Raw genomic sequence first — 14,439 nt, 5'->3', positions numbered from 1 at the left:
ACTAAAAAATATTCAAACCTGCTCTCTAATTTGCATAAAATACTAACTAATAAGAGAAAAAATATTCAATAACAAACAACTTACTTTTCTGTTAAAAGTAATGAAATGAAACGTAAAAGAGGTTGTTTTATTTTTATAATTAGTTGTATTACTTACAGTTTAGATTTAATTGCTGCTGAGCATCAGGAAAGTTTTTGGCTTTTGAAATAGAAAAGTACTTACAGGCATTTTCTCTTTCGTTAGTTTTTAGGTAACAATTGCCTATAAAAAATTCGGTACGTCCAGATTTAAACTCACGACGTTTTAATGCTTCCAGAAAATATGATTTAGCATCTTGGTATTTGCCTAGGCTATAATAATAGAATGCTAAGTTTTGCATTGTATCGGGATTATTTGGGTCGATTTTTAATGCTTTCTGGTATAACTCAAGACTCTTTTTTAAATCATTTTTCAGGAATAAATCCCGACCTTCGTTGGTATATTTTTGAATTAAAATGTTGTTTTTCTGTTTAGTCAAAAGAGTGTCGGCAGGATGGTATCGCAAACCGTTGTCTATAAAACGGAGTAATTTGGAGCTGTTATAATTACTTTTTTGTAGTTCCTCTGCAGCAATTCCCCACGCTTCGGGAATGTTTCGGTATTTAATAAAGAGATTATGTTCTTTAAATATCTCTGAAGTATCGTTTTTAGCACGTGCAAATTGTGCAGACATTTTAAAGAAATTTACATTTCGAGGTCGTAAATAAAACGCCTGTTTTGCATAGATATAAGCGCTGTCTATGTTTCCTTTTGCATTCGATATAACCATTTTATAAAAGAAGATGCGTCCGAAATGAGGGTTTATTTTATCAGCTTTCGAAAGGTATTTTAATGCGTCGTTATATCTTTTTTCATTTGTATAATAAATACCAGCATATTCATAAAATGATTCGGCTGTGCTAAGTGTATTTTTATATTTTGGTATTCTTTTAAGTAGTTCATCACCAGTTAAATTATTTGTAGCAAATAAACTTTCAACATCTTTTTGGATTAAATATTCAAGACTTGAAGCTTTGTTGTTTAAAAAGGCAAAATAGCTAGTTATTATGCTTATTATAATCAGTATTAAATAGGATTTACTTTTGTTAGTTTCAAATTCAAGGCTTGATGGAGGTGGAGTATTAATGATTGTTAATACAAATATTAAACACAAGAAAATTAGCATTGCAGGACGAAACATCGGGAAGTTTATAGCAGAATCGACTCCATAAACAATCGTCATCATCAAGGTTAGTAAGGCAATTGTTTTGCGGTTAGTTTCAGCTGATTTGAAGATTCTTTTTATATTGATAAAAGTAATAAGAATAAAAATGGATAGATAGATCAAGCCGTTTAAGATTCCTGTTTCGGCAGCTACTTCCAGGAAATCATTATGAGAGTGTAAAGAAATAGAAGAATTGTTATCTAATGTTTTCTCATACGGAATAGATTCTACTTTATAATTTCCTAATCCAACGCCTGTAATTGGGTTTTCTTTGGCTAATTGTATCGAATTTCTCCAAATTGTTATTCTGGTTTTAATAGATTCATCCTTAAGATTTATTTGTTCTACCCGGTTTCTTAATGATATGTAGCGTTCTTCGTTTGCAGATCTTTCAAAAACTAAATTGGTAATAAATACAGCTATAATAATCGGGATAATGAGCGATAAACAAGTTCCTAAAGAGGATTTGTTAGCCGAATTATTTTTTAGATAGTAGAGTATATAGACAATAAAAATTAAAAACATACTAATAAATGTTGCTCTTGCCGCAGTTAAAAGGATGGTTGTGAGAACAAGTAATAATGTGATGTATGAAAACAATTTTTTAAAACCTGAAAAAGTAGTGATTCCGAGTAGTAGAAAAGGGATTTTGATAGTTAAGCTTGAAGCTAAAATATTAATGTTTCCTGTGGTTTTTATCATATTCTGAAGCCCAAATGATATTGTTGCCTGAGATGCTAATAGCTTTAAATTGTATATTTCGACACAGGATTGTAAAAAGGCTGTTATACCAACAATGAAAATAATTTTATTAAATAAATCAAGTCTGTTTTTTAGTAAAACGGTGAAGTTTACCACTAAACAAAAGGCTATGATTAGTTCTGTTATTTTCTCTAAAACTAAAGTTGTATTTTTTGTATTAATGGCAGATATGCCGCAAAGAATAATAAATAGGAGGTATAACCTTAAGAGAGAACTCTTTTTTAAGAGCGGAAAGGTATCGGTGGAAATGACATTTGGATTAAGATAAAAATACAATCCCATTACTAAGTTTAGCCCCGATAGGTATAAAAACTGAGGATAAAGAAGATCGATAGATTTGGGATGGGGCAGGAAATTGGTGAGTAAAAGCGATATTGTAAAAAAAATAACAACGGTGTCTGAAATATTTTGCTTGTCAATATTGTTTGCCATAAGAAAACATTTTATCGATTAATATTTTTTCTTTAACAAATATAACTTTTTTTATTAAGTGAAAATTTACATTTTTACCTTGTTTTTATTTGTTTTAGGCATTTAATAATGTGAAATAATGAATTTTTAACAAAAAAAGTATTCAAACTCTCTCTATATTTGCACAAAAAAATCCCTAATAATGGAAAAAATATTTAATAATACACAAGTTGCATTTTCGTTAAAAAGTGATACAGAACTTGAAAGAGCTTATTTTCTTTTTAAAATGATTGCTAATCAGCCTTTAGTTCGCATAGGAACGGCTGTAACTAACTTTGCTTTAAAAGCAAATTTACCAGTAGAAAAATTAATTCGTGCTACAGTTTTCGACCATTTTTGTGGTGGTGTAAACGAGAACGATTGTATTACTGTTGTTGACAAAATGTACACTAAAGGTGTTTGTTCCGTATTAGATTATTCAGTAGAAGGGAAAGAAGAAGAGGAGCAATTTGATGCTGCTTTAAAAATGACTTTAAAAACAATTGAGTTTGCCAAAGAACGTGAGGCAATCCCGTTTGCGGTTTTTAAACCAACAGGTTTGGGTCGTTTTGAATTGTATGAAAAATTAGGAGAAAAGCAAACTTTAAACGCTGCTGAACAAGCGGAATGGAATAGAGTAGTAGAGCGTTTTGATATTGTATGTAAGGAAGCGCATAAAAATGATGTGGCTTTACTTATTGATGCTGAAGAAAGCTGGATGCAAGATGCAGCCGATGAATTGGTTACCGAAATGATGCGTAAGTATAATAAACAGAAAACAATTATATTCAATACATTACAAATGTACCGTTGGGATCGTTTGGATTATTTGAAAAAATTGCATGAACAAGCTAAAACAGAAGGTTTTTTCATTGGTATGAAACTAGTTCGTGGTGCTTACATGGAAAAAGAAAACAAAAGAGCAGAAGAGAAAAATTATCCTTCGCCAATTTGTGAATCAAAAGAAGCTACGGATATCAATTACGATGCAGCAGTTTTATATATGTTAGCGCATTTAGAAACTATGTCTATTTTTGCAGGAACACATAACGAAAACAGTTCTTATACTTTAATGCAATTGATGCAGGAAAGAGGAATTAAAAGTAACGACCACAGAATTTGTTTTGGTCAGTTATACGGTATGAGTGATAATATTAGCTACAACCTTGCTGAAAACGGCTATAATGTTGCTAAATACTTGCCATTTGGACCTGTAAAAGACGTTATGCCTTACCTTATCCGTCGAGCGGAAGAAAACACTTCGGTTGCGGGACAAACAAATAGAGAACTTGAGCTTTTAAAAGCAGAGCGTAAGAGAAGAAAAGGATAGTAGATTTTAGTCTCAGTTTTCAGTTGCAGATTACAATCTCCAGTTAATATAAAAAAACTCCAATGAAAATTGGAGTTTTTTTTTGATTTTACTTTCCAGATTTAATCTTTAAAACTTAAGAATTACTAAATTGTAAGTTGCTTAAGTTTTTATATGTTCCGTTTTCTAACGCAATTAATTCCTGGTGCGTTCCTTGTTCTGAAATAATTCCATTATCCAGAACCAAAATTTGGTCGGCACTACGAATCGTTGATAGGCGATGAGCAATGATTATACTTGTTCTTCCTTGCATTAAAATCTCTAATGCTTCTTGTACCAGTTTTTCGCTTTCGCTATCTAATGATGATGTTGCTTCATCAAGAATTAAGATACTTGGGTTTTTAAGCAATGCACGTGCAATAGCTATACGCTGGCGTTGACCACCAGAAAGTTTAATTCCTCTTTCTCCAACCAAAGTGTCGAATTTTTCAGGAAAACCTTCAATAAAATTAAACGCATTGGCTTGTCTGGCAGCTATTAAAATTTCTTCTTCGGTTGCATCAGGTTTACCGTAAGCGATGTTTTCTCTGATGGTTCCTCCAAATAAAATAACATCTTGAGGTACAATACTCATGTTTCCTCTTAGATTTTCTAAATCGTAATCGTAGATGTTTTTTCCGTCTACAATTATTTCTCCAGCATCAATATCATAAAAACGTAATAACAAAGATGAGATTGTCGATTTTCCAGCCCCACTTGGTCCAACAATTGCAATTTTCTGACCGAATTTAGCAGTGAAATTTACATCTTTTAAAACCTTGATTTCTTTTCTTGACGGATAACTAAATTGTACGTTTTTAAAAGTAACATTTCCTTGTATTTTTTCGATTGCAGTCGAATTTTGGTGTGAGTTTATTTTCTCAGGATGTTCGTCTAATAATTCAAAAACACGCTCGGTTGCTCCAATAGCTTTTTGGATTTGCGCGTATAATTCGGCGATTCCACCAAAAGAAGCTCCAACAAAAGTAGAGTAGAGTACAAATGAGATTAATTGTCCTACGCTCATTTCGCCAGCAATACTCAATCGTACACCATACCAAACTACAGCTACAATTGCACCAAATAAGCAAAAGATGATAAAGGAAGCAAAGTAACCACGGTATTTACCACCTTTGATGGCTAATTTTACTACTTCTTTAATTTTCCCGTTATAACGTGCAATTTCGTACCATTCGTTAGCAAAAGCTTTTACAATGCTAATTCCTTGCATGGTTTCTTCAACAATTACCTGACTTTCGGCTACCTGATCTTGTACTTTTTTAGAATATTTACGAATAAAACGACCAAAAATAACTGCTGCCACTGCCACAAGCGGAACTACAGATAGCATTAATAAGGTTAGTTTTAAGCTCTCGGTAGCCAATAAAATAACGCCTCCTATAATTAATATAAACTGACGTAAAAACTCGGCAATTGTAGAAGTTAATGTGTCTTGTATTTGAGTAATATCGGCACTTATACGACTATTTAATTCTCCTACTCGTTTTTGAGAAAAGAATGACATTGGTAGTTTTACTAAATTACTGTAAAGTGCCGAACGAAGATTTGCCAGCGTATTTTCGGTAAAATTTACAAATAAGGATAATCTGAAGAATGAACATATTGATTGTAAAAAAAGGATAACAACTAATCCTAGCGCAATCATATTAGCCTCAGAATTGTCTTTGTTCTTAACACAATCTATTAGCATTCCCATTAATTTAGGAAAGGCCAGAGCAGTTGCTCCTGTAAAGAGTAAGAAGACCAATCCTACATAAAATTTCCATTGGTGTTTTCCTGCGTATTTAAATATTATGGTTGCTTTATTGAGTGAAGTAGCGGTTATTTTTGATTTTGGTAAATCATTTTCTTTGAATCTTGCCATTGTATAGTATTTATAAATGCAAATGTATGACTATACCAAGTTACTACAAAAGAAATGTAGCATTTCATCACGTAATTAAAACGCTGCAAAAGAGTAGAGTAAAAAAAACTTTAAATTTATTTAAAAAAAAGGCTTGCGAATATGAAATCTAGCTGTATATTTGCACTCGCAATCAGATAATGATAGCAACCTAGTAAAATAGGGCGATTAGCTCAGCTGGTTCAGAGCACCTCGTTTACACCGAGGGGGTCGGGGGTTCGAACCCCTCATCGCCCACTAAAAACTCCATTAGTAATATTGGAGTTTTTTTATGTCTTTCCCCACTTGTACTTTACTGTTGGGGTATGGATTGCAAATTTGCACAATCGGCCTCGTGGCGCAACTGAATAGCGCACTTGATTACGGCTCAAGAGGTTACTGGTTTGAATCCAGTCGAGGTCACAAAATAAAAAGCTTCAAATCACTGATTTGGAGCTTTTTTTATGGCTTTTTCTTACTACAACTTTTTTATTGATCAATCAGAAAGTAGTAAAACTTCCAAAATGCATATTCATGATAGTATCTGGTAAACTAAAAGTCATTTGATGATTTATTAAGAATTGTTTTTATATTAGTATAAAATATAATCTGAACGAATATCAGACACAATGAAGAAATACTTACAGGTTTGTACTTTGCTATTTATACTTTTTCTTTACACCTCTTGTCGACAAAACAAAACAGAAAGTGGGGGAATTATTATCCACTCCAAAACTGAGGATGTAATTACTTCCTATGGACCTCAATGGATAAGTCGAAATATTATACAAGACAGAAAGAATAATATTTGGATTGCTACATTTACTGGTATTTTTCGGTACGATGGAAAGTCTTTTACTAATATTACAAGTAAAGTGATTTCGACTCGTTTTTTTTCTCTTTTAGAAGATAGAAATGGCAACTTGTGGTTCGGTTCTATAGGTTCAGGTGTTTATTATTACGACGGGAAAACCTTTCAGAATTTTACAATTAAGGAGGGTCTTCTTAATAATGAAGTTACAAGTATTTATGAAGATAAAAAAGGCAACATTTGGTTTGGTGTTTCCGGAGGAGCAAGCCGTTACGATGGCAAGTCCTTTCGAAATTACATCATAGATGGGAATAGCATGAATGAGGATAGGACAGGGAAAACTTTTCCGAATAGACGTCCTTATGAAGTTAATTCTATTATAGAAGATAAAAATGGCAAGTTTTGGTTTGCTACAAGAGGTAACACCTTTATTTATGATGGAAAAACATTTTCTGTTTTCACGCATAACGACAAACCTTTTAAAAATGTTCGTTCTTTAATCGAAGATAAAAAAGGAAATATCTGGCTTGGTGGGTTTGATGGTCTTTGGTGCTATGATGGCAATACATTTATCAGTTTCACGAAGAATTTTGTTGGTTATATACTTGAGGATAAACAAGGTAATATTTGGACTAGTTCACAAAGGAACAATAGTCAGGTTTGGGCACTTTTTAGGTATGACGGAAAGTCTTTATCTGATAAAAAGCCTACTATAAGCGAAATTAAATCAGGAGGAAACGGTCTTTTTGGTATTTTAGAAGCTCGTGATGGGAATATTTGGTTTGGATCTATGAACGGAGTGTATCGTTATGATGGAAAGACCGTCACGGACTTTAAAAATAAAGAGAGTCAGAAATAATATTTACGCCATTTTAAGAACTACAAAAGTATGGATAGCTATAAAGAAACATTTGAAACTTGGAACAAAATTGCTTCGCTATATCAAGACAAGTTTATGGACTTAGATTTGTATAATGACACTTATGATTTTGTATGCAGTTCATTTGATAAAGCAAATCCAAAAATTTTAGAAATCGGTTGTGGGCCGGGGAATATTACAAAGTATTTATTATCAAAAAGGCCAGACTTTGATATTTTCGGGATAGATATCGCACCAAATATGATAGAACTTGCAGGTAAAAGTAATCCAACAGCAAGTTTTGCTGTAATGGATAGTAGATATATTGACGAAATCAAAACAAAATTTGACGGAATAGTTTGTGGCTTTTGTTTGCCGTATTTGTCTCAGTTAGATAGTCAAAAACTTATCAGTGATTGTTATAATCTATTGAATGAAAATGGACTGATTTATATGAGTTTTGTAGAGGGAGATCCGAGTAAATCTGGCTTTCAAGTTGGGAATAGTGGTGATAGAATTTATTTCTATTTTTATAATTTAGATGACTTAAAAGCGCAATTTGCTAAAAATAAATTTGAAGAACTTCAAACATTCAAAGTAGAATATAAGAAATCAGAAACCGAAATTGAGATTCATACAATATTAATTGCGAAGAAGAAGGTATAGTATTACGGTATAAAAAACTAAATATTTATACCCATTTATTAAAATCACGTATTTTTACTTATAGTCTGAGAATTAAAATATCCTAGTTTTGAGTACTTTATAATTTATTTTTGAAACTGTAGCAATCATATCTTAATAGTATAGTTTGTAGATTATTGGCAACTTATACATGACATAAAATATTTATATTTTATAAATTCTACAATGGTCATTTGTTTGAATATTAGTGTTTTAAGGAATGTGTCTGGTTTTGATGAATGTAAAGTCTAATTATTTAATCAATAATACCATCAAATTATGAGCAATTATCCGGCACTAAATTGGGTTACATTTGAGAAAGGCGGTATAAATAGTTTTTTTAATGACTACCGGCCAGCAATTGGTCCGGACGGTGAAGCTGTAATATTTGAACGAACGTCATTCAATATTGAATTGGAGCCGTCGGCTACCCAGCTCTTTATTGTCAATGATCTAAAAAATCCTTCTCCGCAACTTTTTCTTAATAACTGTGATTCTCTCCAACAAACCAGACCTGATTGGTCTGGTGATAACATAGTTTTGAATTTAGAATATGAGAAAAAGGTTACTGTTTGGACAGTTGATGCCAAAGGTAATAACTTGAAACAGATTAAAAATACAACGAGTTGTATTTATCCGCAATGGGCTATCGATCCAACATTTAAAGGTTTCGTTGTGATGAACAATAAACAGCCAAAACCGCACAGTACATTATTAGATATTGATGGTAATATTGTTATTACCAACATGAACGGTAAGGATACTAATAACAATATGATGTTTGGCGGTATGCCTGCAGTTTTCCCAAATAAACCAAGATTAATAGCATTTGCTGGCCAGTCTTCATCTAGCGGTAGTTATAATCAGGAGGATAACTATATTTTCCTTAATGTCGAGGACGGGAATGAATTTTTATCAATACCTATGGAGCGTTCAGCAAATTTAAATTGCTTCGATAAGCATTTTCAAGGACGGGCTCCTGCTATTTCGCCTGATGGAAACTATATTGCTTTCGAGAGCAATAGAGATGGGGGCTATGCAATCTATTTATTTAATTTAAGTAAGCCTGAAAATCCTCCTGTCCAGCTGACTGATTCAAAAGTTAAGCTCAATGCGCAGCATCCAAAATTCTTTCCTGATGGTAGTCGACTAATTTTTAGTGCAGTATCTCCTGGAGATGCTTATAATAGTATTGTCTGGATTGATATTTCTGAATACTTATGACATTTTTCAATTTTATTTTGGCATTTGTATTACGTCATTTGATTGTTTTTGATAGTGCTTTGTTTTAGAAAATAAAAAAGCAGTTTTAAAACATTGAATTTTAAAAATAAACTTGTCTTTTGTAAAAAGTCTACTGACTTACAAATAAGATAAGTAAGCAGTGTAGATGGAACTTTTTTAAATTATTTAAAAAAAAGGCTTGCAAATACGAAATCTAACTGTATATTTGCACTCGCAATCAGATAACGATAGCAACCTAGTAAAATAGGGCGATTAGCTCAGCTGGTTCAGAGCACCTCGTTTACACCGAGGGGGTCGGGGGTTCGAACCCCTCATCGCCCACAAAGAAACTCCATTAGAAATAATGGAGTTTTTTTATGTCTTATTTGAAATATTTTTGATTTATGGAATTAATGCTAACGTTAATCTATTTCATATTATAAAGTTTGATAAAATAAATAGTTATATGCTAAACTATATACCATTTTCTTTTTTCCCATCATTTATTAATTCTATAATCTTTAAAGCTACACCACTTGACGATTGAAAATTTTGTCCAGTAACGATTCTTCCATCCGTTTCTACATGTGCGGCATTACGAACAGAAAACTTAAAAACGCCTCCTCTTTCTTCAATTGTCTTTTGAATTAAGAATGGAAAGTATTTATAATATTCTCCATCTTGCTTTTCGAAAGAATCGGGGTAACCACTAATTTTTTTTCCTGCCACTAAATAATTGCCGTCTTTTGTTTTTAAGTTTACAATTCCTGCAGTTCCATGACAAACAGAAGAGATAATACCCTTATTTTCTTCATATACTTTAAGAGCAATAGTTTGAATTTCTTTATTTTCAGGTACATCATACATGGCAGATCCACCACCGATATAATGAACAGCTTTATAATTTTTTGAATCAATTTCTTCGGGTTTTTTAGTGCTTTTTAGTGCATACATAAAATCTTGATCAAATAAATATTGCTTTTGCAAAGAGTCGGATGTGTTGATATATGCCAATGGAATACTTCCTCCTTCTGGGCTTACAAAATCGACGGTGTATCCTGCTGTTTTAAAAGTATTGTAAGCATTTACTATTTCAGAAAAACTATTGCCTGTTGCTATGGTTGATTTACCATAATAATGAGCATTAGAAACAATAAATAGAATACGCTGTCCTGATTTATTAGAATTTAAGCTAGTTGCAGATTTACTAATAATTTTCCATTCGCCTTGAATCTTTTTAAGTAAAAACAGATCAATAAATTCTAATTTTTTGGAAGGTATTACTATTTCGGCCTTAGCCAAAGCAATATCGTTATACAACTCAACTGAAAGAATTCGGCCTATACGACCATTAAATTGCCCCTGAACGCCCTTTTTATACCCATTGGCGTATTCGTTAATAGGTACAATCCAGAGGTCTTTGTCTTTATGACTTAAAAACAGATTGGCTTCTGGATAAAATGCTTTTTCGATGCTTTCAGGTTTGTTGTATGAACTTCCTTCAATGTAATTGTCAATACATTTTTTCACTAATACTTCTTCTGTTTGTGCTAATAAGCAACCTGGCAAAAATAATAGTGCGATAAAATAAATGATTTTTTTCATAAGCTTTTTTGAATTAAATTTTTCACAAAGCTATGATTGGTGGCATTTCAACAGGAATGAATTTATAAATCAGGACTCCTGATTTATAAATATTAAGAGAAAAAAATGAGTTTTTGCGTAGTTTATAGATGTTGTTCCAGTTTAAGAATAGTTTATTAGATTTATGTCTTTACTCGTGTCTTATTGTGTGGGCACGGATTAGAAATCTGCTATCGGGATTTTGTACTTAATTTCGTAATCTATCAAATCGGTGATTATCTACTGGCCTTTACTTATTAATTGTATTTTGATAATCTGATAGAGATTTCCAAATTTGCTCTATTTCTGGCCAAACAGTAGCTGTGAAATCGGTATCAGTGTTGACTAGTACTATGGTGCCAATTTTAGTTTTAGGATTAAAATACATTGCTGTAAACACACCCGGGTCTGAACCGTTATGACCAATCATTTCATTTTTAATATCTAAAAAGGAATCACGAAATTCAATAAAAACACCATATGCTTCATTTATTCCATTGCTAACAAATGTTTGTTTTTCAAAGAGTTTATTGTAACTTTCTTTCTTTAAAAGTTTTCCATTTCCCTCATATCCTTTTATGAGTTCTGATAAAAATAATCCTAAATCCTTACTTGATGTTAGAAATCCTCCATCAGGATATGTTATGAGAGAATACTCGGCAATCATCTTCTCTTTGTTTGCAAATAATCTCGAACGTCTATTAGGATCAATATCTTTTGATGACCAACCAGAGGAATTCATTTTTAATGGTTTTAGAATATTCTCTTTAGTAAATGAGGCGTAATCTTGTCCCGTTGCAGATTCTATTACTAAAGCACAAAGAGCAGCAGCTATATTTGAATATTCACGCTTTTCTCCTGGTTTAGCATTTAAAAATGTATTTTTTGAATACCATTTTCCGTTTTCAGTAAGACTATTTCGCATGAAATCTGATAATGGAATATTATTTTTGGGTTTATTGAAGTAGTCGTAAACTCCTTCATTTTCATCGTGTTTGTCTTTCGTTAAAATATATGATTTTGCATAAACTTCATCAAGATCAGTAATTGAAGAGGTATGATAAGCCAAATGTTTTATTAAGATTGGAATTTCAGGATGATTTGGATTAACAATCTTGAATGGTAAATACTTATTGATTGGGTCGTTTAGATTTAATTTTCCTAATTCTTGTGCTTTAAATAAAGATATTCCTATTAGCGTTTTTGATATTGAAGCTATGTTTTGAATTGTATTTGATGTGTATGCTTTCTTTTGCTCAATATCTGTAAATCCAAAACCTTTATCGTAAATTAATCCCTTTTCGTTTACCAAGGAAACTGAAAATCCAATTATTGCCCCTTTTTTATAAGCTAAGTTTAAGTTTTTAGTTAGCGTATCATTTTTTTTGGTTTTTTGGTTACACGAAAAGACTAGTATTGAAAGTATGAGAATTAAAGATTTTTTTTTCATTGTCTGTTATTTTTTATGCTATATTTTCTCTATTTTAGTTATGATTACATCAGTTCCTCTTATTTCTATGCAGCCTATTCTTTGTGATTTTTTAGCTGTTTTTATTACTTCAATTTCATAAAGGATTTTTTTATAAAGTCTTTAGACTCCCAATATCCGTTTTCCCTTTACAGATATGGTTTATGAAGCGTAATATAGCGACATCTCTATGTGTGATATCATTTTTGAAATAAATCTCTTAAGTATAAAATAAATTCTACGTTTCATAATTATGGTATTTATAAGTAAGTCAAAAGTTTAAATGTCGTAAAGTCAAAAGAATCAATATTGGGAATAATAGCTTGAAATCAATCTGTTGTGTTATTTTGTCAAATTTTTAAACACGACATTATACAATAGTTGCTACTTAGTTTAATTGGAAAATTTTATTTAAGATACGCTAAAATAAAAAAATGAAAGAATATTTGATTAAAACATTCTTTCATTTTTAATTTTCTTTAGAAAAATAAAGATTATTATAAGCTGTCTTTTATTCTTTCAGTAATTTCGTCAATCGTTCCAAGACCATCAAAAGTGAGTACTTTGATTTTTGATTTCATATATTCAATTGCAGGTCTGGTAGATTCTTCAAAAACCTCTATACGTTTTATATGAATTTGAGGATCTTTGTCGTCTTTTCTATTAGATGTTTCGGCTCTTTTTTGAGCTCTGATCAATAATTCAGATTTTGGAACTTCGATATTTAAAGCTTTTCCGATTTTTAATCCTTTTGAATCAACAAGTTCTATTAAATCGTCTACTTGGGCTTTCGTCCTTGGATAACCATCTAGAATTATACCCGATTTTGTTTTATTTTCATCCAATATTTTACTAAAAAGATCTTTCATGATAGAATCAGGAACTAAATCTCCTTTTTCTTCATATTCACACATAATCTTTCCTATTTTGGTTTCATTTTGTTTTTCTTCTCTGCATTTATCACCTGTTGAAATATGTTCAAAACCAAGGAGTTCTTTTAATACATTACATTGAGTTCCTTTTCCTGAATATGGTGGTCCGGTTATTAATAAAATTTCCATTTTAGTGTAATTGTTTTTTAAGCTAATATAAGAAATATTGTTGCTATGAGTGATTAACTTTTTTTCAAATTTAAACAGAAAACATTTTTGATCAACATGTCATTTTTCAGAAAGAGCTTTGTAAATTAAAATGGCTACAACGAAGATGTATGTTGTTGATTTAGAGTGCGGTTTTTAATTTTGTCTATTTCTTATTTCCTGAAGTTTTAAATTAATTTTAGTACTAATTTCATCTGGCATAGCATTCTTATAAAATTTAATTGTTTTGTTTGTAAGATCAAGCTTTACGATACCACCTCTTACTCCCATAAATATATTTTCATCATCGAATGCTGCAATTGAAGTTGGGTATAAATTGTCCCAAAAGGTGCTTTTAAAAACGAGTTCTTTCTTAAAATCTTTGAGAATGTAAAATTTTTTATGTGTAGCGATTAGAATTTTGTCCTGATATATGGTGTAAGCCATGGGAGTATCATCAAAGTTGACAAGTTCCTTATAATTAAAATTATCATCTTTAATATCAAGTTCGTATAGTTCACCACTATGAAATGTCATATTTCCAAATCCTTCAATAAAATATATTTTATCTTTAAATTTGAAAATATGTCTCATAGCTGCATCTTTAATTTTAATGAAGTTTTTCGGATTATCTTTAGGAACATAAATAAGCTTACCTCCACCAAATTCACCTCCATCATTTCCTGCTAAATAGCCATTAGCCATCAGAAGGATGCATATTTGATCTCCCTTATATTTTTCAATTTTAAGTTTTCCATCAAAAATCTGAACCTTATATTCGATAGAATTATTTAATAAAGACCACTCAGCGCTCCCAACTTTAGGAATTTCACTTTCAACAAATTCTTTCGGAATTAAAATAGTTTTTTGTTTATAATTGGTTAAACCAAATAAATTCAAAATCATTAAAAAAATTTTGCTTATCTTAAGTTTAGATTGTTTTTCTTCAAGCATATATTTATTTAGATAAAAATATTAAATTGAT

10 protein-coding genes and 3 tRNA genes are annotated in these 14,439 nt (G+C 31.3%); 7 read left to right on the top strand and 6 right to left on the bottom strand.

The window, feature by feature from the left end:
* Positions 1 to 148 precede the first annotated feature (148 nt).
* Positions 149 to 2,437 carry an O-antigen ligase family protein gene (locus tag ACJ6WR_RS00745; RefSeq protein ID WP_409416778.1) on the bottom strand — a complete coding sequence of 763 codons (2,289 nt, stop codon included), beginning with the start codon at positions 2,435 to 2,437 and terminating at the stop codon, positions 149 to 151.
* Between the two features lie 181 nt (positions 2,438 to 2,618).
* Between ACJ6WR_RS00745 and ACJ6WR_RS00740 the strand changes: the two genes are divergently transcribed.
* Positions 2,619 to 3,785, top strand: coding sequence for a proline dehydrogenase family protein (locus tag ACJ6WR_RS00740; RefSeq protein WP_409416777.1), 1,167 nt, complete (start codon positions 2,619 to 2,621; stop codon positions 3,783 to 3,785).
* Positions 3,786 to 3,900: 115 nt separating this feature from the next.
* On the opposite strand, the gene ACJ6WR_RS00735 is transcribed toward ACJ6WR_RS00740, so the two are convergent.
* Complete coding sequence (locus ACJ6WR_RS00735) at positions 3,901 to 5,688, bottom strand: ABC transporter ATP-binding protein (protein ID WP_086896057.1); 1,788 nt, start codon at positions 5,686 to 5,688, stop codon at positions 3,901 to 3,903.
* A gap of 201 nt (positions 5,689 to 5,889) precedes the next feature.
* Between ACJ6WR_RS00735 and ACJ6WR_RS00730 the strand changes: the two genes are divergently transcribed.
* From ACJ6WR_RS00730 to ACJ6WR_RS00705, 6 genes are all read left to right on the top strand, one after another.
* Positions 5,890 to 5,964 (top strand) — tRNA-Val (locus ACJ6WR_RS00730).
* 91 nt (positions 5,965 to 6,055) lie between these two features.
* A tRNA-Arg gene (locus ACJ6WR_RS00725) sits at positions 6,056 to 6,129 on the top strand.
* A 206-nt stretch (positions 6,130 to 6,335) separates the two neighbouring features.
* On the top strand, positions 6,336 to 7,376 hold the full coding sequence (locus ACJ6WR_RS00720) for a two-component regulator propeller domain-containing protein (RefSeq protein WP_409416776.1): 1,041 nt from the start codon (positions 6,336 to 6,338) through the stop codon (positions 7,374 to 7,376).
* A 30-nt stretch (positions 7,377 to 7,406) separates the two neighbouring features.
* Positions 7,407 to 8,042, top strand: coding sequence for a class I SAM-dependent methyltransferase (locus tag ACJ6WR_RS00715; RefSeq protein WP_409416775.1), 636 nt, complete (start codon positions 7,407 to 7,409; stop codon positions 8,040 to 8,042).
* A gap of 297 nt (positions 8,043 to 8,339) precedes the next feature.
* Positions 8,340 to 9,284: a hypothetical protein gene (locus tag ACJ6WR_RS00710; protein ID WP_409416774.1), complete on the top strand. Its 945-nt coding sequence runs from the start codon at positions 8,340 to 8,342 to the stop codon at positions 9,282 to 9,284.
* Positions 9,285 to 9,551: 267 nt separating this feature from the next.
* Positions 9,552 to 9,626, top strand: a tRNA-Val gene (locus ACJ6WR_RS00705).
* A 132-nt stretch (positions 9,627 to 9,758) separates the two neighbouring features.
* Here the strand turns inward: ACJ6WR_RS00705 and ACJ6WR_RS00700 are convergent.
* The 4 genes from ACJ6WR_RS00700 to ACJ6WR_RS00685 all read right to left on the bottom strand — a co-directional run bounded on the left by ACJ6WR_RS00700 (position 9,759) and on the right by ACJ6WR_RS00685 (position 14,408).
* Positions 9,759 to 10,889, bottom strand: coding sequence for a nuclear transport factor 2 family protein (locus ACJ6WR_RS00700; RefSeq protein WP_409416773.1), 1,131 nt, complete (start codon positions 10,887 to 10,889; stop codon positions 9,759 to 9,761).
* A 268-nt stretch (positions 10,890 to 11,157) separates the two neighbouring features.
* Entirely contained in the window at positions 11,158 to 12,357 is a 1,200-nt protein-coding gene (locus ACJ6WR_RS00695; RefSeq protein ID WP_409416772.1) for a serine hydrolase domain-containing protein, read from the bottom strand.
* Positions 12,358 to 12,872: 515 nt separating this feature from the next.
* Positions 12,873 to 13,436, bottom strand: a complete 564-nt coding sequence (locus ACJ6WR_RS00690; protein WP_409416771.1) for an adenylate kinase family protein — start codon at positions 13,434 to 13,436, stop codon at positions 12,873 to 12,875.
* Between the two features lie 174 nt (positions 13,437 to 13,610).
* Positions 13,611 to 14,408 carry a hypothetical protein gene (locus ACJ6WR_RS00685; RefSeq protein ID WP_409416770.1) on the bottom strand — a complete coding sequence of 266 codons (798 nt, stop codon included), beginning with the start codon at positions 14,406 to 14,408 and terminating at the stop codon, positions 13,611 to 13,613.
* Positions 14,409 to 14,439 lie beyond the last annotated feature (31 nt).

The sequence above is a fragment of the Flavobacterium sp. PS2 genome (assembly GCF_046250155.1).
Taxonomy (GTDB): Bacteria; Bacteroidota; Bacteroidia; order Flavobacteriales; family Flavobacteriaceae; genus Flavobacterium.
The sequence above is the reverse complement of the archived record's forward strand: the minus strand, read 5'-3'. Positions and strand labels throughout refer to the sequence as shown.

Excerpts from the sequence above, each read along its gene's own strand:
- ACJ6WR_RS00745 (WP_409416778.1), bottom strand. The coding sequence starts at position 2,437 with ATGGCAAACAATATTGACAAGCAAAATATTTCAGACACCGTTGTTATT.
- ACJ6WR_RS00740 (WP_409416777.1), top strand. The coding sequence starts at position 2,619 with ATGGAAAAAATATTTAATAATACACAAGTTGCATTTTCGTTAAAAAGT.
- ACJ6WR_RS00735 (WP_086896057.1), bottom strand. The coding sequence starts at position 5,688 with ATGGCAAGATTCAAAGAAAATGATTTACCAAAATCAAAAATAACCGCT.
- ACJ6WR_RS00720 (WP_409416776.1), top strand. The coding sequence starts at position 6,336 with ATGAAGAAATACTTACAGGTTTGTACTTTGCTATTTATACTTTTTCTT.
- ACJ6WR_RS00715 (WP_409416775.1), top strand. The coding sequence starts at position 7,407 with ATGGATAGCTATAAAGAAACATTTGAAACTTGGAACAAAATTGCTTCG.
- ACJ6WR_RS00710 (WP_409416774.1), top strand. The coding sequence starts at position 8,340 with ATGAGCAATTATCCGGCACTAAATTGGGTTACATTTGAGAAAGGCGGT.
- ACJ6WR_RS00700 (WP_409416773.1), bottom strand. The coding sequence starts at position 10,889 with ATGAAAAAAATCATTTATTTTATCGCACTATTATTTTTGCCAGGTTGC.
- ACJ6WR_RS00695 (WP_409416772.1), bottom strand. The coding sequence starts at position 12,357 with ATGAAAAAAAAATCTTTAATTCTCATACTTTCAATACTAGTCTTTTCG.
- ACJ6WR_RS00690 (WP_409416771.1), bottom strand. The coding sequence starts at position 13,436 with ATGGAAATTTTATTAATAACCGGACCACCATATTCAGGAAAAGGAACT.
- ACJ6WR_RS00685 (WP_409416770.1), bottom strand. The coding sequence starts at position 14,408 with ATGCTTGAAGAAAAACAATCTAAACTTAAGATAAGCAAAATTTTTTTA.